This is a genomic window from Nitratireductor lacus, from assembly GCF_056431025.1.
In genome coordinates this window covers 1-21,582 of record NZ_JBWKMB010000014.1, presented here as the reverse complement: position 1 = coordinate 21,582, position 21,582 = coordinate 1, and the positions used below count along the sequence as shown (strand labels likewise).

Here is a 21,582-nt window from a genome sequence, read left to right as displayed (position 1 = left end):
TGCTGGAAATCGGCATCGCACACTATCTGACCGTCTCGGCCATCCTGTTCACGCTCGGTGTGTTCGGCATCTTCCTGAACCGGAAGAACGTCATCATCATCCTGATGTCGGTCGAGCTCATCCTGCTTGCGGTCAACCTGAACTTCGTCGCCTTCTCCTCGGTTCTTGGAGATCTGGTCGGCCAGGTTTTCGCACTATTCGTTCTCACCGTCGCGGCGGCGGAAGCCGCGATCGGTCTTGCCATTCTCGTCGTCTTCTTCCGCAACCGCGGCACCATCGCCGTCGAAGACATCAACATGATGAAGGGCTGAGCATACGGCCATGTATCAAGCGATCGTATTTCTCCCGCTTATCGGCTTTCTGATTGCCGGGCTGTTCGGCCGCTCCATCGGCGCGAAGGGGTCCGAGCTGATCACCTGCGGCTTCATGGTCATTGCCGCGCTTTTGTCCTGGATTGCCTTCTTTACGGTGGCCATGGGCAGCGGCGAGGCATTCACCGTGCCGCTTCTCTCCTTCATCACCTCGGGCAATCTGGATGTGAGCTGGGCGATCCGCGTCGACACGCTGACCGCCGTCATGCTGATCGTGGTCAACACGGTCTCGGCGCTGGTTCACATCTATTCGATCGGCTACATGCACCACGATCCGCATCGGCCGCGTTTCTTCGCCTATCTGTCGCTGTTCACCTTCGCCATGCTCATGCTGGTCACATCGGACAATCTGATCCAGATGTTCTTCGGCTGGGAAGGTGTGGGCTTGGCCTCCTATCTGCTGATCGGTTTCTGGTTCAAGAAACCGTCGGCCAATGCCGCGGCCATCAAGGCCTTCGTTGTCAACCGCGTGGGCGATTTCGGCTTCCTGCTTGGCATTTTCGGCGTCTACATGCTGTTCGGTTCGGTGAACTTCAGCACCATCTTCGCCAATGCGGCCACCTATCTGCCCGCCGAAGGCGCAGAGGCTGGCGAGCCGGTCCTGACCTTCCTCGGCTACGCGCTGGACAAGGGCGGCGCGCTGACGGCGATCTGTCTGCTTCTGTTCATGGGCGCCATGGGCAAGTCGGCGCAGGTGCCGCTGCACACCTGGCTGCCGGACGCGATGGAAGGTCCGACGCCGGTCTCCGCACTCATCCATGCCGCCACCATGGTGACGGCCGGTGTCTTCATGGTCGCACGCCTGTCGCCGATCTTCGAACTGTCGCACACGGCTCTCACCGTCGTGACCTTCGTCGGCGCGTTCACGGCCTTCTTTGCGGCGACCGTCGGTCTGGTGCAGAACGACATCAAGCGCGTGATCGCCTATTCGACCTGTTCGCAGCTCGGCTACATGTTCGTGGCGCTGGGCACCGGCTTCTACAGCGCGGCCATCTTCCACCTCTTCACGCACGCTTTCTTCAAGGCGCTCCTGTTCCTCGGTTCCGGTTCGGTCATCCATGCCGTCTCCGACGAGCAGGACATGCGCAAGATGGGAGGTCTGCGGAAACTGATCCCTCAGACCTACTGGATGATGATCATCGGCACGATCGCGCTCACGGGCGTGGGCATTCCGCTGACGGTCATCGGCACGGCGGGCTTCTTCTCCAAGGACGCCATCATCGAAGGTGCTTTCGCGGCAGAGAACTATTTTGCCATGTTCTCATTCGTCCTGCTCACCGTGGCCGCCGTCTTCACGAGCTTCTATTCGTGGCGCCTGATCTTCATGACCTTCCACGGCAAGCCGCGCGCGTCTGCCGATGTGATGCACCATGTGCATGAATCGCCGCTGGTCATGCTCGTGCCGCTGTTCATCCTGGCTGTTGGCGCACTCTTCGCCGGCGTTGCCTTCAAGGAGTTCTTCGTCGGCCATGAGTATGAGCATTTCTGGAAGGGCGCGCTCTTCACGCTGCCGGACAACCACATGCTGGAAGAGTTCCATCACGTGCCCGTCTGGGTGAAGCTTGCCCCGTTCGTCGCCATGCTTCTCGGCCTCTATGTCGCCTGGGTCTACTACATCCGGTCGCCAGAGCGCCCCAAGCGGCTTGCACAGCAGTTCAGCGGGCTTTACGCCTTCCTGCTCAACAAATGGTATTTCGACGAGCTCTATGACTTCCTGTTCGTCCGTCCGGCCAAGCGCCTCGGCCATTTCCTCTGGAAAAAGGGCGACGGCATGGTCATCGACGGTCTCGGCCCGGATGGCATTTCGGCCCGTGTGGTCGATGTGACTAACCGGATCGTCAAGCTGCAGAGCGGCTATCTCTATCACTACGCCTTCGCCATGCTCATCGGCGTTGCTGCCCTCGTTACCTGGATGATGCTTGGAGGCACGTTCTAAGCCATGACCGACTGGCCAATTCTTTCCACGGTCACCTTCCTGCCGCTGGTGGGTGCGCTTCTCATCCTCCTGATCCGGGAGGACGGTGCCGGTGCGCGCCGCAACATTCGCAATGTCGCGCTTTTGACGACGGTCTTCACCTTCGTCCTGTCGCTGTTCATCTGGATCGGCTTCGATGCGTCGACGCCCGGTTTCCAGATGGTCGAAAAGCGCGAATGGCTGGGCTCCGGCATTTCCTATCACATGGGTGTCGACGGCATTTCCATGCTGTTCGTCATCCTGACCACCTTCCTCATGCCACTGTGCGTTCTGGCAAGCTGGGAGGCGGTGGAGCACCGCGTCAAGGAATACATGATCGCGTTCCTGATTCTGGAAACGCTCATGATCGGCGTGTTCTGCGCGCTCGATATCGTGCTCTTCTATGTCTTCTTCGAAGCGGGTCTGATCCCGATGTTCATCATCATCGGGGTGTGGGGCGGCAAGCGGCGCGTTTATGCGAGCTTCAAGTTCTTCCTCTACACGCTGCTGGGCTCGGTGCTGATGCTGCTCGCCATGATGGCGATGTACTGGCAGGCCGGAACGACGGACATCCCGACGCTTCTGACCCACGTCTTCCCGGAGGGCATGCAATACTGGCTATGGGTGGCCTTCTTCGCCTCCTTCGCCGTGAAAATGCCCATGTGGCCGGTTCACACCTGGTTGCCCGACGCGCACGTTGAAGCGCCGACGGCCGGCTCGGTCATCCTGGCGGGCATTCTCCTGAAGATGGGCGGCTATGGCTTCCTGCGTTTCTCGCTTCCCATGTTCCCGGTCGCTTCCATCGATCTGGCGCCGCTGGTCTTCACCCTGTCGGTCATTGCCATCATCTACACCTCTCTGGTGGCGCTGATGCAGGAGGACATCAAGAAGCTGATCGCCTATTCGTCGGTCGCCCATATGGGCTTCGTCACCATGGGCATCTTCGCGATCAACGAGCAGGGCGTGCAGGGCGCGATCTTCCAGATGCTCTCGCACGGCCTTGTCTCGGGCGCTCTCTTTCTGTGTGTCGGCGTCATCTATGACCGCATGCACACACGCGAGATCGCGGCCTATGGCGGCCTGGTCAACAACATGCCCAAATACGCCACCGTGTTCATGATCTTCACCATGGCGAATGTGGGCCTGCCCGGCACCAGCGGCTTCGTCGGCGAGTTCCTGACGCTTCTGTCGGTGTTCAAGGTCAACACCTGGGTTGCGCTCTTCGCCACCACCGGTGTCATCCTGTCGGCGGGCTATGCGCTCTGGCTCTATCGCCGGGTGATTTTCGGCTCGCTCACCAAGGAAAGCCTCAAGGGCATGCTCGATCTGTCGGCGCGCGAGAAGCTGATCCTCTACCCGCTGGTGGCGCTGGTCATCTTCTTCGGTGTCTACCCGGCACCGATCCTCGATGCGACGGCAGTTTCGGTCGAAGCACTTGTGAACAATGTCTCCCTGTCGGCCGACATGGCACGGGAAGCGGCAACCGCTGCCGCGCAGTAAACGGATTGAAAGCGAATGACGCCTGATCTGACGATAAGCCTGATCCTTGCAACGCCGGAGCTGATCCTGGCGGTGGGCGCTATGGCGCTCCTGATGGTCGGTGTCTTTTCCGGCCCCCGTGCCAATTCCACCGTCACCGGCCTTGCGGTCGCGCTTCTGGTCGCCGTGATCGCGCTGATGGTGATCTTCCCGGCCGATGGCCGCGCCTTCGGCGGCGCGTTCGTAAGCGATGCGTTCGCCCGCTTCATGAAGATCCTGACGCTGGTCGGCTCCGTCGTGACGCTTGTCATGTCTGTCGGTTTTGCCAAGGCGGAGAAGTTCGACAAGTTCGAGTTCCCGGTTCTCATCATGCTGGCCACGCTCGGCATGATGCTGATGATCTCGGCCAATGACATGATCGCGCTCTATCTCGGCATCGAGCTGCAGTCGCTTGCACTCTATGTCGTTGCCGCCATCAACCGCGACAGTGCACGCTCCACCGAAGCAGGCCTCAAGTACTTCGTGCTTGGCGCTCTGTCCTCGGGCATGATGCTTTACGGCATTTCGCTGGTCTACGGCTACACGGGCAACACCGGCTTCGACGTCATCGCCGCAACGCTGACGGGCGCAGAGCGCCAGCTTGGCCTTGTGTTCGGTCTGGTCTTCGTGCTTGCCGGTCTCGCCTTCAAGATTTCGGCAGTTCCGTTCCACATGTGGACGCCGGACGTCTATGAAGGCGCGCCGACGCCGGTCACCGCCTTTTTTGCTGCCGCGCCCAAGATGGCCGCCATGGCGCTTCTGGTGCGTGTCACCATGGGGGCGTTCGAGCCGATTGCCAGCGACTGGCAGCAGATCATCGTCTTCATCGCGATTGCCTCCATGATCCTTGGTGCTTTCGCGGCCATCGGCCAGCGCAACATCAAGCGCCTCATGGCCTATTCCTCCATCGGTCATGTGGGCTATGCGCTTGTCGGTCTTGCCGCGAATTCCGAGGCCGGCGTGAAGGGCGTGGCGATCTACATGCTCATCTATCTGGCCATGACGCTCGGCACGTTTGCCGTGATCCTGGCCATGCGCCGCAATGACGGCAATGTCGAGCAGATCGACGATCTCGCCGGCCTCTCGTCGACCAATCCGATGATGGCCACGATCATGACCATTCTCATGTTCTCGCTGGCCGGCATTCCGCCGCTCGCAGGCTTCTGGGGAAAATGGTATGTGTTCCTCGCGGCCATCGACGCAAAACTCTATGCACTCGCGGTCATCGGCGTGGTGAGCTCCGTAGTCGGCGCGTTCTATTATCTGCGCGTCATCAAGATCATGTGGTTCGACGAATCGGCGGGCGGCTTCCAGCCCATGGCGGGCGAACTGCGCTTCGTCATGCTCCTGTCGGGCGCCTTTGTGCTGCTCTACGTTCTGATCGGTGGCCCTGTCGGGCGCTTTGCCGAGGCCGCCGCAAAGACCTTCTTCTAGGTCATGGCCTTTCGTCTGGCGCCGTCGGCGGAAACGGCCGGTTATCGGCTGGAAGCCCATGAGAGCGTCGGCTCCACCAATGCGCTGGCGCTCGATCATGCGCGCGCCGGCGATCCGGGCAATCTCTGGGTTGTCGCCTCCAGACAGGAGAGCGGGCGAGGGCGTCGCGGACGGGAATGGGCGACACCGCCCGGCAATCTTGCAGCAACGCTCCTGAATGTCGGTCATTTCGAGCCGGCCACGGCGGCGACGCTCGGCTTCGTTGCAGGGCTGGCCCTGTCTGATGCGCTTCTGGCAGTCGTGCCGGAAAAGCGCATCGCGGTTGCTGCCGATGGCGGCGACCTGCCCGGTGGGCGCTTTGCGCTCAAATGGCCCAACGACGTTCTGGCCGACGGGGCGAAGCTTTCCGGCATTCTTCTGGAATCGACCATCCTGCCCGATGGTCGGTTCGCCATTGCGGTGGGCATTGGCGTGAATGTCATCTCTCACCCGGACAACACGCCCTATCCGGCAACCTCGCTCAGGGCGTTGGGGTTTGGCGGTGATGCGGGCGATCTGTTCCTTGCGCTTTCGGACGCCTGGGTCGATAACAGTCGCCTTTGGAATGGCGGGCGCGGGCTTGATGCCATTCGTAGCCGCTGGCTCAAGCGAGCGGCAGGGCTCGGCTCGCCTGTGTCCATCCGTGTCGACGGCCGCGTGGTGCGCGGCACATTCGAAACCATCGACGAGGCCTGTCGCTTCGTCATCCGCGAGGCGGACGGTTCATTGTTGAGAATTGCAGCAGGCGACGTGCATTTCGGCGCGGTCGCCTCTGCGCAGGCAGATTAAGAGAAAGGGACCCATGGCGCGTTCCAGCACAAAAAAGCCGGCCAAGAGCGGCGACCTGAAGAATGCCGAGCTGGTTTTCTGTCCGCTTGGCGGTGTCGGCGAGATCGGCATGAATTTCGGCCTCTATGGTTTCGGGCCCGCCGGCAAACGCGAATGGATCGTTGTCGATTGCGGCGTCACCTTTCCGGGGCCGGAGCTTCCGGGCGTTGATCTGGTTCTGCCCGACATCAGCTTCATTCGCGGTGAGGTCGACCGGTTGCGCGGCATCGTGATCACCCACGCCCATGAAGATCACTACGGCGCGGTGCTCGATCTCTGGCCGCTGCTCAAGGCCGATGTCTGGATGACGCCCTTTGCCGCCGGACTTCTGGAGGCCAAGCGCCAGTCCGAATCCGGTGCGCCCGATGTGCCGGTGAAGATATTCAGGGCCGGCGAAACCTTCGAGATCGGTCCGTTCAGCATCGAGGCCGTTGCCGTCGCGCACTCCATTCCCGAGCCGGTTTCGCTCGCCATCACGACCCCGCTCGGCAGGGTGGTGCATACGGGCGACTGGAAGATCGATCCGGCTCCCGCCATCGGGCCCAAGACCGACGAGGCGCGCTTCCGCGCGATCGGCGATGAAGGCGTTCTGGCGCTCGTCTGCGATTCCACCAATGCGATGCGCGAAGGCGAATCCCCCACCGAGCAAGCTGTGGGCGAAGGGCTGAAGGAAGTGATCGAGGCGGCGTCGGGCCGTGTGGTCGTGACCACCTTCTCTTCGAATGTCGGGCGCATCCGCTCCATTGCGGAGGCCGCGCGCGATGCCGGTCGCCAGCTTCTCGTGCTCGGCCGTTCCATGAAACGCGTTATCGATGTGGCGACGGAACTCGGCTATCTCGACGGCCTGCCGGAGTATCTGGACGAGGACGAATTCCAGCACGTCCCGCGCGACAAGGTCGTGGTGCTGTGCACCGGCAGCCAGGGCGAAAGCCGCGCCGCACTCGCCAAGCTCGCCCGTGATGAGATGCGCAATGTCGCGCTGACGGCAGGCGACACGGTCGTCTATTCCTCGCGCCTCATTCCCGGCAACGAGAAGGCGGTTCTGGAAACCAAGAACCGACTGATCGAGATGGGCATCGAGATCATCGAGGATGACGACGCGCTGGTTCATGTCTCCGGCCACCCCCGCCGCAGCGAATTGAAGCGCATGTATTCCTGGGTGCGTCCGCAGATCCTCGTGCCGGTGCATGGCGAGGCCGCCCATCTCGTCGCTCAAGGCTCGCTCGGCGCCATGGAAGGCATTCCCGAGGTCTCGCAGGTGCGCAATGGCGACATGCTGCGCCTTGCTCCCGGACCGGCCGAGATCATCGGCGAGGTGCAGCATGGGCGTTTCTTCAAGGATGGCCGGCTTCTCGGCGACGATGAAGAGATGGGCATCCGCGATCGCCGCAAGCTCTCCTATGCCGGCCATGTCGTGCTCAACGTTGTGCTTGATGAGCGCTTCAATCTCGATGGCGACCCCGATATCGTCGCCATCGGTGTGGCCGAACGTGATGCGCGGGGAGAGCTTCTCGAGGATATCATGCTGGACGCAGCATCCGGTGCTTTGCGCAGCATACCGCGCAACCGCCGCAAGGATCTCGACCTGGTGTCGGAATCGGTTCGGCGCGCCGTGCGCAATGCGGCAAATGCCGCATGGGGCAAAAAGCCCATTGTGACCGTATTCGTCACGCAATAAGCAGGGGGCGGGATGGAAAACCCGCCGCATTGCAGGAGAGAACCAGGCCGATGCTCGGAAAGCTCAATCACGTGGCGATCGCCGTGCCGGACCTTGAAAAAGCGTCTGCCCTTTACCGCGATACGCTGGGCGCCCGCGTTTCTGCCCCGCAGGCTCTGCCCGAGCATGGTGTTACGGTGGTTTTCGTAGAGCTCGACAACACCAAGGTCGAGCTACTGGAGCCGCTTGGCGAGGGATCGCCGATTGCCGGCTTCCTCTCGAAAAAACCGGACGGTGGCATGCATCACATATGCTATGAGGTGGCCGATATCATTGCCGCGCGCGACCGGCTGAGGGCGGATGGTGCGCGCATCCTCGGAGACGGACAGCCGAAGACCGGTGCCCATGGCAAGCCGGTGCTCTTCCTTCATCCAAAGGATTTCGCCGGCACTCTCGTGGAACTCGAACAGGTCTGAGGTTCTGATGAGCTGGATTTCTCTTTTGGCCGTTTTCTTCATCGTCTGGTGGACGGTGCTCTTCATCGCGCTGCCGTTCGGTCTGCGCACGCAGGAGGAAGACGGCGAGGTGACGCTTGGCACTACCGAAAGCGCGCCGCGCGGGCCGCATATGCTGCGCGCCCTGATCCGCACCACGATCATCGCCCTGGTGATCTGCGGTCTCCTGATCCTTGTGACACGGGGCCTTGGCTATTCGTTCGACGATATTCCAAGGGTCGTGCCCAGGTTCGACTGACGCAATCTGCAGCCGTCATGCGGCAAACGCTTCGGCGCGGCGAAAGCATCTCCTAAGACATCGGGGAATGGGCTTGGCCCAAAAAAAATGCAAGGCCAAGAGGCCTTGCTAACTCAACGCGTCCGATCCTTTACCGTATCATCGTCGGCGGCTGCGTGTAACCGCGCCTGGACCGCATCCTCCCAAGACTTTGACCGCGTAGTGAGGATGAATTTTCAGCTTCACCCTCTTGTTATGGGAGGGCACCATAGATCAAGTTGAGACGAAATGTCACGAGGAAAATCGCGTTTGAAATGCATTGTTATCAAATCCGTATGCTGCCGTCCTTTTGTGTGGCGAGCGGAGGGCGGTGCAAGGCTTCGGCTTTTCAATTCATTGCGAAATGGTTAAGACACCGGCCCTGAACCATTTGTCACTTTGATTCCGAACAGGCTCGTCCGAGCCGCTTCAATGGATGCGTTTATGCGACTGTCGCGCTACTTTCTGCCGATCCTGAAAGAAACCCCTCGTGAGGCCGAAATCGTCTCGCATCGCCTGATGCTGCGCGCCGGTATGATCCGCCAGCAGGGCGCCGGAAGCTTTTCCTGGCTACCGCTGGGCAAGCGCGTTCTGGACAAGGTGAACCAGATCATCCGCGAGGAGCAGAACCGGGCCGGGGCGCAGGAAATCCTGATGCCCACCATCCAGTCTGCCGATCTGTGGATGGAGAGCGGGCGCTATGACGATTACGGTAAGGAGATGCTGCGCATCACCGACCGGCACGAGCGCAGGATGCTCTACGGTCCCACCAATGAAGAGATGGTGACGGACATCTTCCGCTCCTACGTGAAGTCCTACAAGGATTTGCCGCTCAATCTCTATCACATCCAGTGGAAGTTCCGCGACGAGGTGCGCCCGCGCTTCGGCGTGATGCGTTCGCGCGAGTTCCTGATGAAGGACGCCTATTCCTTCGATCTCGACTTCGAGGGCGCGAAGGCCGCCTATAACCGCATGTTCGTTGCCTATCTGCGCACATTTGCCCGCATGGGGCTGCAGGCTATCCCGATGCGCGCCGACACCGGCCCCATCGGTGGCGATCTGAGCCACGAATTCATCATTCTCGCCTCCACCGGCGAGAGCGAGGTGTTCTGCCGCAAGGAGTTCCTAGAACTGCAGGTGCCGGGCGCCGATGTCGACTTCGGCAATGATGCGGAGATCGCCGACATCGTCACCACCTGGACCACGCCCTATGCGGCGACCGACGAGATGCACGACGAAGCCGCATGGAACGCTGTACCCGACGATGAGAAGGTTTCTGCGCGCGGCATCGAAGTCGGCCATATTTTCCACTTCGGGACCAAGTATTCCAAGCCCATGAACGCGACCGTCACCGGTCCGGACGGCAAGGAGCATCATGTGTCCATGGGATCCTACGGTATTGGTCCGAGCCGCCTTCTGGCGGCCATCATCGAGGCGAGCCATGACGAGAACGGCATCATCTGGCCGGAGAGCGTCGCGCCGTTCGATGTGGGCCTGATCAACATGAAGGTGGGCGACGAAGCCTGCGACCGCATCTGCGAAGAGCTTTATGGAAAGCTGCAGGCCGCGGGCAAGGATGTGCTCTATGACGATACGGACCAGCGCGCCGGCGGCAAGTTCGCCACTGCGGACCTTATCGGTCTTCCCTGGCAATTGGTGGTCGGCCCGCGCGGTGTCGCCAATGGCGAGGTCGAGCTCAAGAACCGGGCCTCCGGCGAACGGGTCTCCCTGTCGGTTGCGGATGCGCTCAACCGCCTTGCTCAGGGCGCAGCATGAGGCGGCGCCGCGATTTCTGTTTGCGCAAAAGCCTTTGAGGTCGAGCCATGAGTGAAGCCGCCACCAGCGGAGAAGCCGCGCAGAGCGCCCCGGGAAAACCCCTGGGCGCCGGACCGTTCTCCCGTTTCGAGCGGCTGATCGCCTGGCGCTACCTGCGCTCTCGCCGCAAGGAGACGGTGATCTCGGTGATCGCCTCGATCTCCTTCATCGGTATCATGCTGGGTGTGGCAACGCTGATTGTGGTGATGGCGGTGATGAACGGTTTCCGCGCCGAACTGCTGACCCGCATCCTGGGCGTCAACGGCCATCTCATCGTGCAGCCGATCGACATGCCGATGGATGATTATGAGGCTGTTGCCAGCCGCATCGAGGGCGTCGAGGGCGTGCGCCTCGCCATGCCGATGGTGCAGGGGCAGGTTCTCGTTTCCGGCCGCAGCGGCGCGGGAACCGGCGCCGTGGTGCGCGGTGTGCGGGCGGATGACCTGTCCCGGCTGGAACTGGTTTCCGACAACATCAAGGACGGCTCGCTGGTCGGCTTCGCCGCCGGCGAAGGGCTGGCGGTCGGCTCGCGCATGGCGCAGAATCTCGGCCTCACGGTCGGCGATTCCGTGACGTTGGTCGCCCCCGAGGGCGACATCACGCCCTTCGGCACCACGCCGCGCGTGAAAACCTATCCGATCTCTGCGACCTTCGAGATCGGCATGTCGGAATACGATTCCTCCATCATCTACATGCCGCTCCAGGAAGCGCAGCTCTATTTCAATGCAGAGGGGCTCGTGCAGTCGATCGAACTCTTCGTCGACAATCCCGATGCCGTGGACACGCTGCGGCCGAAGGTCGAGGAGGCCGCTCAGCGCCCCATCCTTCTCTCCGACTGGCGCCAGCGCAACAGCACTTTCTTCTCCGCGCTCGAAGTGGAGCGCAACGTCATGTTCATGATCCTGACCATGATCGTGCTTGTTGCCGCGCTCAACATCATTTCCGGTCTGGTCATGCTGGTGAAGGACAAGGGGCACGACATTGCCATTCTGCGCACCATGGGGGCGACAAGCGGCGCCATCATGCGCATCTTTCTGATGACCGGTGCGGCGATCGGCGTTGCCGGCACCGTCGCCGGCGTGATCCTCGGTGTCGTCATTTGCTGGAATGTGGAATCGATCCGCCAGTTTTTCTCCTGGCTGTCGGGCACCACAATCTTCGATCCCGAACTCTATTTCCTGAGCCAGTTGCCGGCCAAGATGGAAGCGGGCGAGACGGTGGCCGTTATCATCATGGCGCTGGTCCTGTCCTTCGTGGCAACGCTCTTTCCTGCCTGGCGAGCCTCCCGGCTCGATCCGGTCGATGCGCTGAGGTATGACTGATGGCGGGACCAATTCTCGAACTGAAGGGCATCGAGCGCAGCTATCGCGAAGGCGAGGGCAGGCTCACCATTCTCAAGGATGCAGCGTTTTCACTGAAACCGGGAGAGATGGTGGCGCTCGTCGCACCGTCGGGCGCCGGCAAGTCGACGCTGCTTCACCTCGCCGGTCTTCTCGAGGCGCCGGACGCGGGCGAGGTCACCATCGCCGGTCGGGCCTGCGGGCGGCTTTCCGATGACGCGCGCACGGCGATCCGCCGCAACGAGATCGGCTTCGTCTATCAGTTTCATCATCTTCTGCCCGAGTTCTCCGCCGAGGAGAACATCATGATCCCGCAGATGATCACCGGCATGGCGCCGGTCGAAGCGAAGGAGCGGGCGGGGCAGCTGCTCGACTATCTGCGTGTCGGCCACCGTGCGAGCCACCGGCCGGCCGAACTTTCCGGCGGCGAGCAGCAGCGCGTGGCCATCGCCCGCGCGGTTGCCAATGCGCCGCGCGTGCTGCTTGCCGACGAGCCGACCGGCAATCTTGATCCCAGGACGGCCGGCTATGTGTTCGATGCGCTCGAGGCGCTGGTGCGCCAGTCCGGCCTTGCCGCGCTGATCGCCACCCACAACCATGAGCTGGCCGCGCGAATGGATCGGGTCGTGACACTGGACGGCGGCAAGGTCGTTCCCTGGAAAGGCTGATTCCCGCTCCCGCTCCACTGTCCACGCAGCACATGCCGCCTCCGCATGGCTGCCGAAAACCCGTTGGATTAACCCTGCGTAAACCCTGACCGGCCCGAGCGGCATCGGGCGCGTCAGGCATGCTTGACGAAGGAACAAAAATAGAACATAAAGGGGTTATAAAGTGATCAGGAGGGATAAATGACCGATCTTTTTCAGGATGTCGTCTCGCTCGTTGCCGTCAGCTCCTTCATCATGATGGCCGCCGTGGTGATCGGCGCAATCTGACGTCTACCGGTGCCGCGCAGGGCTGCCGGCATCGTCTGAATGAAAAAGAGGCGGGAAGGCCCGCCTCTCTGTCCGGTGCTTTTTCAGATGCGAAGCGTTCTCGGCACATTGCACCGAAGCGGGAAAGCCGGTTTCCGGTTATCCCGATACTCCATCAATGGTTAGGGGCGCCTTTTCGGTGGCCGAGTTGGCGCCGCATGGCGACCTAATCTCCCACGGCCACGCCTTCGCGCCGCGGGTCCGCACCGCCTTCCAGCCCCTGCGCGGTGATGGTGATGCCGTGCAGGCCGGAGTTGAGATCGCCGATGGACGTCTTGAAGCCGAGTGCGTCGAGGTCGTTCTGCATTTCCTCGGCTCTTGTGCCGGCTTCCAGCGTGTAGGTGCCAAAGCGGTTGGTCAGATGCGGCAGGTCGATGGCCTGCTGCATGTTCATGTCCCAGTCGGTCAGCGCGATGATCGTGTTTGCCACATAGGGGATGATGTTGCTGCCGCCGGGCGAACCAAGCGCATGAAGCGGTTTTCCATCTTTGAGAACGATGGTTGGCGACATGGAGGAGCGGGGCCGCTTGCCGGGCTGAACCCTGTTTGCGACAGCCTCGCCATCGGCCTCGGGCGAAAATGAGAAATCCGTGAGCTGGTTGTTGAGGATGAAACCCGCCGCCATTTGGCGCGAGCCGAAAGCGCTCTCCACCGACGTCGTCATCGAAGCGATATTGCCATCCCTGTCGACGATCACGAAATGCGAGGTGGAGGGCTGTTCGAGGCTCATCCCGTCCATGCGCAGTTCCGCCTTGTCCCATGGCGGGTCGCCGGCGGTCACATCGTCCGCGCCAAGCGCGGTCGGTCGGCGGATCAGCGCCGCGCGAGCTTTTAGGTAATCCTGGTCGAGCAGGCCTTTCGGCATTTTGACGAAGTCGCTGTCGGCCATGTAGCGGCCACGGTCGGCAAAGGCGAGACGCGTTGCATCGCCGATAATGCGCCAGCTTTCGGGATCGTCAGGTCCGAGACTGCCTAGATCGAATGTCGAGACCATGCCGAGAATCTGCCCGACGGTCAGGGCACCGGAGGAGGGTGGCCCCATACCGCAGACCTCGAGCCCGCGATAGGGTGCGCACACGGCGTCACGCTCCTTGACCTCGTAACCCGCGAGATCGTCGAGTGTCAGAAGACCCGGATTGCCTTCGTGCGCTTTCACTGCCGCCACGATTTTCTCTGCGACCGGCCCTTTGTAAAAGCCGTCGGCACCGTATTCGGCGATTCGTTTCAGTGTTGCGGCATAGTCCGGGTTTTTGAGGATCGAGCCGGCCGCCAGCGCCTTGCCGTCACTGTCGTAAAAATAGGCGCGGGTGGCCGGTTGCGTGTCGAGGCGTCCCCTGTCGTCCTCGATCAGTGCATGAAGCCGCGGCGAGACAGTGAAGCCGCCCTCGGCAAGCCGGATTGCCGGTTGGAGAAGTGTTTGCCACTCGAGTTTGCCGGCGCGCTTGTGGACGGTTTCCATCAGGCGCACCACGCCGGGCGCGCCAACCGAGCGTCCGCCGACCACGGCGTCGAAGAAGGCGAGCGGCTCGCCCTGTTCGTTGAGGAAGAGGTTCGGTGTGGCCGCGGCGGGTGCGGTCTCACGTCCGTCGAAGGTCGTCACCTTGCCGCTTGCCGCGTCATACCAGACGAGAAATGCCCCGCCGCCGATGCCGGAGGACTGCGGCTCCACGAGGCCGAGCACAGTCTGCACTGCCACAAGCGCATCGGCCGCACTTCCGCCCTTGCGCAGGATGTCGAGGCCAGCCTCCGCCGCGAGCGGATTGGCCGCCGCGACCATCTGATCTTTTGCGTGAACCGTGGTTTTATCCGTCAGCCCGCTGGCGATCTCGGGCGCGTGGGCGTCCGTCGCCTGCTGGGCGAACGCCCCATGAGCCATGGTCAGGGAAACAAGGGCAAACGCCCCAAAGGCATGTGATAATCGCATTGCGCGCTCCTCCGTCAGAGCGCCGCCGCATCCGGGACCGGACCGTCGAAACGCTCTCAAGCCTTGAATGGCGCGGCTGCCGGCGATTTGCCGATCGCACCCCGCCTGTTCATGTCGGACCCGTCCTGGACGTCAACGGCTTTCCGCAGGGCCAAACACCTCCGCAAAAGCCGCCTTGAGCGCCAGGTCGAGATCCTCCATCGTCACCGGCAGGCCGAGATCGACCAGGCTGGTGACACCGTAACCGCTTATACCGCAGGGGACGATGCCGCCGAAATGAGCCAGATCCGGTTCGACATTGATCGAGATGCCGTGAAAGCTGACCCAGCGCCGCAGGCGAATGCCGATGGCGGCAATCTTGTCTTCGGCGGGCAGGCCGCCGGGCAGGGGCGGCTTGTCCGGTCGCGCCACCCAGACACCGACACGGTCCTCACGCCGCTCGCCCTTGATGTTGAACCGTTCCAGCGTGGCGATGATCCAGGCTTCCAGGGCGGCGATGAAGGCGCGCACATCCTCGCGGCGGGTCTTCAGGTCGAGCATCACATAGGCGACCCGCTGACCTGGCCCATGATAGGTGTATTCGCCGCCGCGACCGGTCTTGTGGACCGGGAAGCGGCCTTTTTCGAGCAGGTCGGCGCTGTTGGCGCTGGTGCCGGCGGTGTAGAGCGGCGGGTGTTCCACCAGCCACACCATCTCGGCGGCTTTTCCTTCGCGAATGAGGCCGGCACGCCCTTCCATGAAGGCGACGGCTTTCTCGTAATCGGTAAGCCCCGGTTCGATTCGCCATTCGACGGTTGGGCCCGCCATGCGCGGCAGGAATTCCGTGTCGATCTGGCCGCGTTCGCTCATCGCATCATCCCATCAGGTACTGAAACTGCCCGTCACATATGGAGATAAACCGGCTGCGGGTCCAGTGTGTGGCTTCTGTGGTTTTGTGGGTGTTTTTTTTCGTCTTTTTGAAGAAGGGCGCTTGTTTCCCCAAATCCGATTTGCTACATGCCCGGTGCCGGTGCGAACCGGCCTCCAGCTGCGTGCGGTCGTGGCGGAATTGGTAGACGCGCAGCGTTGAGGTCGCTGTGGGGCAACCCGTGGAAGTTCGAGTCTTCTCGACCGCACCAAGCTCTCTCCCAAAGAGTATGGTTTTCAACGGCACGGACATGAGAATGTCCCACGTCGGCCCCATGCGTGGGACACATTGATGCTTTCAATTGCTGATTTGGCCTGCTCCCGGCACTCCACGCACCGGGTTCTGCCGCAGCTATTTGCGGCTCCAGCACCTGATATCCACATCCGAGACCCTGCAGCCTTCATACTGCTTGACGATCACCCAGCGACCCCGGCTTACCGTGAATGAGGACCAATAGTAGCCTTTGAACAGAAATCCGAGGTTCAGGAGCTGGGCCATCGGTCGCATCTTCTTCGACGCTTCAATCTGGGCGTCGAGCTTGTATCGGCAATAGAATGGCCCATCCTTGGTCGACAAACATCTGTCCAGGTCAAGCGAATGAATCTTCAGCTTTGCATCCTTCAGAATCAGAGCATTCGCGATCTGCATGCGAAGCTGAAGGTTCCGATACTCCGCAGCTTCGATCTGCCGTGCGCTCGGGCCGCGCAGCAGGTCTATCCTGCCTGAATTCGCGTAGCGCTCTTCCTGCGGGTCAGGCGGAGCTTCTTCGGGCTCCCAGGGAATGACGGCGTAATCTTCATGGAGCGTGCCGCGCTTCACGGCAACCTTCAGCCTGGCAAGAGCGCCAGGCTCTCTTTGTCCTGCCCCACCTCGTCCTGCCCCACCTCGTCCTGCAATGTAGAAGGGAAACTTGACGCGAACCATTTCTTGCGGGCAGCGAGCACCGGCGGTGCGAACCCGTCCACGGAAAAACCCGTCCTTGGGGTGAACGCAGAATGAGTAGGGACCTCGGGACAACGAGTACTGCCCGCCCGCCCGGAAATCTGGATTGAATTGCACGGCGCCAAGGCGTCCCTGCCCATCTACGTAGGCCGCAAGAACCGACATTCTGTCCATTTTGGGCGCTTCGCGCCTCCAGCATCTGTTCGGTGTCAATTCCGTCCATCCGCCGACGGCGCGGTACGGTGAATTGAAGGAAGACTCCGCATGAGCGATGAAGATCGTTTCCTCACCTGAATTGCACACTTCCAGGTTCAGAGCGGAAACCGGCGCTGTCAGCGCGAGTTGAAACAGAAGCGCAAGAAGAACGAATGCTCTCATACCGTCTCGCCCAAGCCCCGTTTAGACTTGAGGAAACGATGGCGGATATCGATCCGAACGCAATTAGTGAAATTGACTTACCAGATTACCACTCCCGGCCAGAAATCAGCTTTGTTCATCCGCGCCCCGCTCGCCGGTCAATCAGGGAGGTCGCGCGACCCGGCATCGCCGCGATCACGTAATCCGTAAACTGCGTTTCCATCCTTTATTGAAAAACTTGAGATGGTCTGGGACTGCCATCATAGAGTGATGGTTGCTTTGGGGCTTGTGTGGTCATCACCACGATTTAAGAAACGGATATCTCCTTGAGCAGTCAGATAGGTTGAGAGAACCATGCGTCAAAGAATTATTGTTTGCCCATTGATCGAAAACGAAGGTGCTTACCTTCTCTGCAAGATGCCGGGTGACCGGGGAGTCTTTCCGGGGCAATGGGCGCTCTCTGGTGGTGGTCTGGAACAAGGCGAGAGCATAACGGAAGGGTTGCTTCGAGAGATCGAAGAAGAACTGGGTTCCGGCCTGACGATTGAGACAGTGCAGCCGTGGACGTTCCGTGACGATGTGAGGACAAAGACCTACCCGGACGGGACGTCCGAACAGATTTACATGATATATCTCATTTTTGATTGCAGGGCGGCCAACCGCAGCGTCTCCATCAGCGATGAGTTCGAGGATTTTGCATGGGTCCTGCCGGGCGATCTCGGGCAATACGATCTCAATGAGGCAACGCGCGTGACGTTGGAGGCCAAGGGGTTGATCGCCTCGTAACGCAGCGCAAACGCCTGCGGACGTAAGCCGCGGGACAAAGCCCCGCGTTCATCGTGTCGCAGCTATTCTATGGTTCCGGCGCCTCGTCCCAAAGCATACGGACGGCTGAATATACCCCGCCAGTGGCCGGAGCTTTCACTGCGCTCTCTGCCGAGCCTTCTTGTCCGCAATCCGGGACCGTTTTGGGAAAACTGTCGTGACGGGATGCGGCGGTGGCATGCAACCCGACAACCGACGGCCGGTTTTCTGGCAGGCAACCGGCCCGGCATCCCCAGCAATGACTGACAAACTTAACCTGTGTTAATTCGCGAAGTTTGTGTGCGTGCTAACGAGAGTCGTCCCGGCCGTTGGGGGTAATGGGGTGGGGCGCTTCACTCTCGTTCATCGATTGAGTGAACAAGGAATCTTCTTCGACTTGCGTCGGGGGAGATTTTTTGTTTGTCCCAAGATTTTCTATCTGTTCATGGAAAAGCCCGGACAGCGGAAAATGCGGCCAGTCAGTTCACACCACCAGTCAGTTCACACCGCGTGACGGGCAGGCGGGGCTGTCTGCGGAGATAGGTGTGGCTGACCACGCGTGACAGGAACTCCACCGTCGCGGTTGAAAGCACCACGAAGGAAATCATGAGGGCCAGTGCGTTCAGGAACTCCAGGAGCATGTCAATCGCTTCGCGCTGCATTTCGTCTGCAGGGTAATCCCCCGATCCGAAAAACGCTGCATCACGATTTCTTCCCGGTCTTAAGAATTCCAGGTGGTGGCCGCCGCAGCCGGCGGTCAGAAATGGCGAAAAAGCGCGCCATAGCCTGGGAGCGGATCCTCGATGCCGGCCAGCCGCAGGCAGTTCCACATCATTGCCTGATTGCTCACGACGACCGGTTTGCCGATCTTCTCTTCGAGCGCCTCGACGATCTCAAGTGACCGCAATGCGCTGCAGCTTATCAAGAGGGCCTCCGCCTCCGGCGTATCGAGACTGGCGGCGAATTCGAGCAGATAGTCGGGCGTGACCCGCACCATGTCGCGGTCGTAATCAAGACCAAGCCCCGCATAGGCGGTGATTTCGAAACCGGCTTCATCCTGCAGATAGCCCACCACAGTGTCGGTCAATTCGTGTGCGTAGGGCGTGCCGACGGCGATGCGACGCACCTGCAGCGCCTCCAGTGCCCTGGTCACGCTGCCCATGAGCGAGGTGGCGCGGGCGTTCGGCGCGCCCCTGTTCAGTTCATCGCAGACCCGAATCTCGCCGACAGCCACGGTTCCAGAGGTGCAGGCGAGGCAGACCACGTCGAGGCTGTCGTCGGGCAGAATGCGCCCGGCGGTTTCGGCAAGGCTCCCGGTGAGTTGGGCAAGCGTGGCGGTGGAAATTTCATGCGGCATGCGGGCTCTGGAGAAATAGACGCCAACCCCGGGCGGGGCCATGCGCACCATGTCCTCTTCCACCAGTTGGTCGTTCGGCAGGAGGACGAAGCCGATCTTGGCGCGTGCATTCCGTCCGGCGTCGAAGCGCACCGGCGTCTGCACTTCCCGTTTGCGCTGCTGCAAAGGTGTTTTCTCTGGTTGGTCGAGCATCTGGCCCTGTTCTTCTACATGTCTTTCGCCAAGCGTGAGGATCGCGGCTTTCGGGCATCCTGCGCCACCGGGCAATCGACGCTGCAGGGTCGTTTTTGCGGCAGGAGCATGCTTTTCGGGATCGTCATCTGCCGCACAGACATACACGGATTGACGCGCCGGCCCAAATGCCGGCGTGCGGTGCCTCGACTGTGCTGTCCCGGTGAAGCGAAACGAAGGTCCGGTCAGTCGGCAGCGGGGGCGGTGGCGCGCCAGGCGGTGCGCCGCATGCGGGCAAGTGTGACCATGTCGAGCTGCTCGGTCTTTATCGAGGCGATTGCGATTTCCATGAGCGCCAGATGAACCTGCTGGTGGCTCCAGCCGCGCTCCCGGGCGGACGCTACAATGCGTTTCAGTGCCGGCTCTATGGCGTCTCGGCAGGTCCGCGCCTCGGCGACAACGTCGACCGGCGCGCAGGTCTTAAATGCGAGCGACATGCTTTCCCCCCAGGGAACGTCATTTTTGTTCGGGTCGATTTTCAAGATGAATTGTGCTGGTGAAATAACACAACCTGGCCGTTGGGACGAGTAGGCTAATCGAGGTAGCCCGGCCTGCCGCCCATGAGCGTTACGAAAGCGTTAAGCGGCCGGCACTCCTTGCGCTGCAGGCATTCCCAGTGCGATGCAATACGGGTTCTTCCCACGGAAAACGCTTCCAAACCAGTTGGCTTTGGAGGGTGTATTTCTTCTGGTGTGCCGCTTTTGATTGTGGGTTATTCTGTCGCACATCAGCAGTGGGGACAAAGGTCCATTTGCGAAAAGCGAGGGTGCGACAGTGACTTTCATCGAGAACTTATTTGGCGTTATCGGAGACTTAACCTGGGGATGGTCGCTGATCCCCATCCTTGTCGTCCTGGGCATTTTCATCACCGCGCTGACCGGTTTCGTTCAGCTCCAGTTTTTCAGGCGCATGTTCCGCGTCCTCTCTTCCAAAAATCAAAGCGGAGACCCCAATGCGATCTCCGCGCGTGCGGCTCTCCTCGTTTCCGTTGGCGGGCGGGTCGGCGGCGGCAATATAGCTGGCGTCGCGGTGGCCATCACGCTCGGTGGGCCAGGCGCGGTGTTCTGGATGTGGGCGATTGCCCTGGTGGGCATGGCGACAAGCCTGGTGGAATGTTCGCTGGCGCAGCTCTACAAGCGGCGCGAACCGGACGGCACATTTCGCGGCGGCCCGGCCCGGTCGATCATTCATGGTCTGGGGGCCGAATACAAATGGCTCGCCGTGCTTTATGCGATCTGCCTGATCGCGGCGTTCGCCATCGGCTTCAACGCCTTTCAGGGCAACACGGTCGCCGGCGCGGCGCAGGAAAGCCTCGGCATCGACCGCATGTGGTCTGGCCTCCTGCTGACCGTCATCGCCGGTTTCATCGTCTTCGGCGGTATCCGCCGTATCGCCAAGGCAGCGGACATTGTGGTTCCCGTCATGGCGGTCGCCTATCTTCTGATGGCGATCATCGTCATTCTCATCAACATCACCGAACTTCCCGGTGTTCTCTATTCCATCGTCATGAATGCGTTCGGTCTCGAACAGGCGGTTGGCGGCGGCATGGGGGCTGCACTCGCACAGGGCCTGCGCCGCGGTCTCTTCTCCAATGAGGCCGGTCTCGGCTCGGCTCCCAATGTGGCGGCCACGGCCGATGTCCGCCACCCGATCAGCCAGGGCATCACCCAGTCCTTCTCGGTTTTCATCGACACGATCGTGATCTGCAGCTGCACGGCGTTCGTGATCTTATTGGGGGATGTCTACACGCCAGGCGCCGAAGCCATCGACGGCGTCGTTCTGACCCAGCAGTCGCTGGTCTCTCATCTGGGTGAGTGGACCCAGTATTTCCTGACCTTCATCCTTCTTCTCTTCGCCTTCAGCTCGATCATCTACAACTACTATCTGGGCGAGAACGCGCTGACGGTGATCAGCGAACACCCGCTGGCCATCAACGCCCTGCGTGCGATTGTGATGGGGATCGTCTTTCTTGGCGCCGTGGCGCCCGGTGCCACCGCGGTGTTCTTCTTCTCCGATCCGATGATGGGCATTCTGGCGCTGGTCAATCTCATCGCCATCATGATGCTCCTGCCCACATGCCTGCGGATATTGAAAGACTTCAGGGAGCAGTTGAGGGCGGGTGTCGAGCGACCGGTGCTTGATCCGGAAAAATTCCCGGATCTCGATATCGACCGTACGGCATGGACCGGAAGGGTGAGTGACGAACCAGCACGCGCCTGATTGCCGTGCCAGGATTGACGCGTTGAAAGGGCAGGGGATCCTGCCCTCAGACCACTGACAAACCCCGTCGATTTTCGGCGGGGTTTTGTTCAAGTGTGTGCGGTTTCTGGTTTTTGCCTGTCAGGAACAGGCGTCATCA

At 61.1% G+C, this 21,582-nt stretch carries 19 protein-coding genes and 1 tRNA gene; 14 read left to right on the top strand and 6 right to left on the bottom strand.

The window, feature by feature from the left end; translation table 11 throughout:
• Window positions 1-2 precede the first annotated feature (2 nt).
• From nuoK to AC07E3_RS13045, 11 genes are all read left to right on the top strand, one after another.
• Window positions 3-311, top strand: a complete 309-nt coding sequence (nuoK, locus tag AC07E3_RS13095) for an NADH-quinone oxidoreductase subunit NuoK (RefSeq protein ID WP_025030250.1) — start codon at window positions 3-5, stop codon at window positions 309-311.
• A gap of 10 nt (window positions 312-321) precedes the next feature.
• The gene (gene nuoL / locus AC07E3_RS13090; protein ID WP_336065271.1) at window positions 322-2,307 is read left to right on the top strand and encodes an NADH-quinone oxidoreductase subunit L; all 1,986 of its coding nucleotides are present in this window, start codon (window positions 322-324) and stop codon (window positions 2,305-2,307) included.
• A 3-nt stretch (window positions 2,308-2,310) separates the two neighbouring features.
• On the top strand, window positions 2,311-3,825 hold the full coding sequence (locus AC07E3_RS13085) for an NADH-quinone oxidoreductase subunit M (RefSeq protein ID WP_336065270.1): 1,515 nt from the start codon (window positions 2,311-2,313) through the stop codon (window positions 3,823-3,825).
• Window positions 3,826-3,840: 15 nt separating this feature from the next.
• Entirely contained in the window at window positions 3,841-5,277 is a 1,437-nt protein-coding gene (gene nuoN, locus AC07E3_RS13080) for an NADH-quinone oxidoreductase subunit NuoN (protein ID WP_336065267.1), read from the top strand.
• Between the two features lie 3 nt (window positions 5,278-5,280).
• On the top strand, window positions 5,281-6,105 hold the full coding sequence (locus AC07E3_RS13075; protein ID WP_336065265.1) for a biotin--[acetyl-CoA-carboxylase] ligase: 825 nt from the start codon (window positions 5,281-5,283) through the stop codon (window positions 6,103-6,105).
• A 13-nt stretch (window positions 6,106-6,118) separates the two neighbouring features.
• A complete protein-coding gene (locus AC07E3_RS13070; protein ID WP_478362429.1) occupies window positions 6,119-7,822 on the top strand; it encodes a ribonuclease J in 1,704 nt (567 codons plus the stop codon).
• A gap of 50 nt (window positions 7,823-7,872) precedes the next feature.
• Window positions 7,873-8,277, top strand: coding sequence for a methylmalonyl-CoA epimerase (mce, locus tag AC07E3_RS13065; RefSeq protein WP_478362427.1), 405 nt, complete (start codon window positions 7,873-7,875; stop codon window positions 8,275-8,277).
• A 7-nt stretch (window positions 8,278-8,284) separates the two neighbouring features.
• Complete coding sequence (locus tag AC07E3_RS13060) at window positions 8,285-8,554, top strand: DUF1467 family protein (protein WP_478362425.1); 270 nt, start codon at window positions 8,285-8,287, stop codon at window positions 8,552-8,554.
• Between the two features lie 462 nt (window positions 8,555-9,016).
• Window positions 9,017-10,348: a proline--tRNA ligase gene (gene proS, locus AC07E3_RS13055; RefSeq protein WP_478362423.1), complete on the top strand. Its 1,332-nt coding sequence runs from the start codon at window positions 9,017-9,019 to the stop codon at window positions 10,346-10,348.
• A gap of 47 nt (window positions 10,349-10,395) precedes the next feature.
• Window positions 10,396-11,709 carry a lipoprotein-releasing ABC transporter permease subunit gene (locus AC07E3_RS13050; protein ID WP_478362421.1) on the top strand — a complete coding sequence of 438 codons (1,314 nt, stop codon included), beginning with the start codon at window positions 10,396-10,398 and terminating at the stop codon, window positions 11,707-11,709.
• Window positions 11,709-12,395, top strand: coding sequence for an ABC transporter ATP-binding protein (locus tag AC07E3_RS13045; protein WP_478362419.1), 687 nt, complete (start codon window positions 11,709-11,711; stop codon window positions 12,393-12,395). The genes AC07E3_RS13050 and AC07E3_RS13045 overlap by 1 nt, the downstream gene beginning before the upstream one ends.
• Before the next feature lie 472 nt (window positions 12,396-12,867).
• Here AC07E3_RS13045 and ggt read toward each other — a convergent pair whose 3' ends face one another.
• Both ggt and lipB read right to left on the bottom strand, forming a co-directional pair.
• Window positions 12,868-14,625, bottom strand: a complete 1,758-nt coding sequence (ggt, locus tag AC07E3_RS13040) for a gamma-glutamyltransferase (protein WP_478362417.1) — start codon at window positions 14,623-14,625, stop codon at window positions 12,868-12,870.
• Window positions 14,626-14,757: 132 nt separating this feature from the next.
• On the bottom strand, window positions 14,758-15,474 hold the full coding sequence (gene lipB / locus AC07E3_RS13035; protein WP_478362415.1) for a lipoyl(octanoyl) transferase LipB: 717 nt from the start codon (window positions 15,472-15,474) through the stop codon (window positions 14,758-14,760).
• Between the two features lie 184 nt (window positions 15,475-15,658).
• Between lipB and AC07E3_RS13030 the strand changes: the two genes are divergently transcribed.
• Window positions 15,659-15,743: transfer RNA gene (locus AC07E3_RS13030), tRNA-Leu, on the top strand.
• Between the two features lie 140 nt (window positions 15,744-15,883).
• On the opposite strand, the gene AC07E3_RS13025 is transcribed toward AC07E3_RS13030, so the two are convergent.
• A complete protein-coding gene (locus AC07E3_RS13025; protein WP_478362413.1) occupies window positions 15,884-16,852 on the bottom strand; it encodes a hypothetical protein in 969 nt (322 codons plus the stop codon).
• Window positions 16,853-17,185: 333 nt separating this feature from the next.
• On the opposite strand from AC07E3_RS13025, the gene nudI reads away from it, so the two are divergent.
• Window positions 17,186-17,617 (top strand): nucleoside triphosphatase NudI, encoded by a 432-nt coding sequence (nudI, locus tag AC07E3_RS13020; RefSeq protein WP_336065246.1) that lies wholly within the window; start codon window positions 17,186-17,188, stop codon window positions 17,615-17,617.
• Window positions 17,618-18,114: 497 nt separating this feature from the next.
• On the opposite strand, the gene AC07E3_RS13015 is transcribed toward nudI, so the two are convergent.
• From AC07E3_RS13015 to AC07E3_RS13005, 3 genes are all read right to left on the bottom strand, one after another.
• Entirely contained in the window at window positions 18,115-18,297 is a 183-nt protein-coding gene (locus tag AC07E3_RS13015) for a hypothetical protein (RefSeq protein ID WP_478362411.1), read from the bottom strand.
• A gap of 95 nt (window positions 18,298-18,392) precedes the next feature.
• Window positions 18,393-19,184, bottom strand: coding sequence for a maleate cis-trans isomerase family protein (locus AC07E3_RS13010; RefSeq protein ID WP_478362409.1), 792 nt, complete (start codon window positions 19,182-19,184; stop codon window positions 18,393-18,395).
• A gap of 224 nt (window positions 19,185-19,408) precedes the next feature.
• Window positions 19,409-19,660: a hypothetical protein gene (locus tag AC07E3_RS13005; RefSeq protein WP_478362407.1), complete on the bottom strand. Its 252-nt coding sequence runs from the start codon at window positions 19,658-19,660 to the stop codon at window positions 19,409-19,411.
• 337 nt (window positions 19,661-19,997) lie between these two features.
• Here AC07E3_RS13005 and AC07E3_RS13000 point away from each other — a divergent pair, with 337 nt between their 5' ends.
• A complete protein-coding gene (locus AC07E3_RS13000; RefSeq protein WP_336065239.1) occupies window positions 19,998-21,443 on the top strand; it encodes an alanine/glycine:cation symporter family protein in 1,446 nt (481 codons plus the stop codon).
• The last annotated feature ends 139 nt before the right edge of the window (window positions 21,444-21,582 follow it).

Bases quoted from the DNA above. Each gene is read 5' to 3' on its own strand.
- nuoL (WP_336065271.1), top strand. From the start codon at position 322: ATGTATCAAGCGATCGTATTTCTCCCGCTTATCGGCTTTCTGATTGCC.
- AC07E3_RS13085 (WP_336065270.1), top strand. From the start codon at position 2,311: ATGACCGACTGGCCAATTCTTTCCACGGTCACCTTCCTGCCGCTGGTG.
- nuoN (WP_336065267.1), top strand. From the start codon at position 3,841: ATGACGCCTGATCTGACGATAAGCCTGATCCTTGCAACGCCGGAGCTG.
- AC07E3_RS13075 (WP_336065265.1), top strand. From the start codon at position 5,281: ATGGCCTTTCGTCTGGCGCCGTCGGCGGAAACGGCCGGTTATCGGCTG.
- AC07E3_RS13070 (WP_478362429.1), top strand. From the start codon at position 6,119: ATGGCGCGTTCCAGCACAAAAAAGCCGGCCAAGAGCGGCGACCTGAAG.
- mce (WP_478362427.1), top strand. From the start codon at position 7,873: ATGCTCGGAAAGCTCAATCACGTGGCGATCGCCGTGCCGGACCTTGAA.
- AC07E3_RS13060 (WP_478362425.1), top strand. From the start codon at position 8,285: ATGAGCTGGATTTCTCTTTTGGCCGTTTTCTTCATCGTCTGGTGGACG.
- proS (WP_478362423.1), top strand. From the start codon at position 9,017: ATGCGACTGTCGCGCTACTTTCTGCCGATCCTGAAAGAAACCCCTCGT.
- AC07E3_RS13050 (WP_478362421.1), top strand. From the start codon at position 10,396: ATGAGTGAAGCCGCCACCAGCGGAGAAGCCGCGCAGAGCGCCCCGGGA.
- AC07E3_RS13045 (WP_478362419.1), top strand. From the start codon at position 11,709: ATGGCGGGACCAATTCTCGAACTGAAGGGCATCGAGCGCAGCTATCGC.
- ggt (WP_478362417.1), bottom strand. From the start codon at position 14,625: ATGCGATTATCACATGCCTTTGGGGCGTTTGCCCTTGTTTCCCTGACC.
- lipB (WP_478362415.1), bottom strand. From the start codon at position 15,474: ATGAGCGAACGCGGCCAGATCGACACGGAATTCCTGCCGCGCATGGCG.
- AC07E3_RS13025 (WP_478362413.1), bottom strand. From the start codon at position 16,852: ATGAGAGCATTCGTTCTTCTTGCGCTTCTGTTTCAACTCGCGCTGACA.
- nudI (WP_336065246.1), top strand. From the start codon at position 17,186: ATGCGTCAAAGAATTATTGTTTGCCCATTGATCGAAAACGAAGGTGCT.
- AC07E3_RS13015 (WP_478362411.1), bottom strand. From the start codon at position 18,297: ATGCAGCGCGAAGCGATTGACATGCTCCTGGAGTTCCTGAACGCACTG.
- AC07E3_RS13010 (WP_478362409.1), bottom strand. From the start codon at position 19,184: ATGCTCGACCAACCAGAGAAAACACCTTTGCAGCAGCGCAAACGGGAA.
- AC07E3_RS13005 (WP_478362407.1), bottom strand. From the start codon at position 19,660: ATGTCGCTCGCATTTAAGACCTGCGCGCCGGTCGACGTTGTCGCCGAG.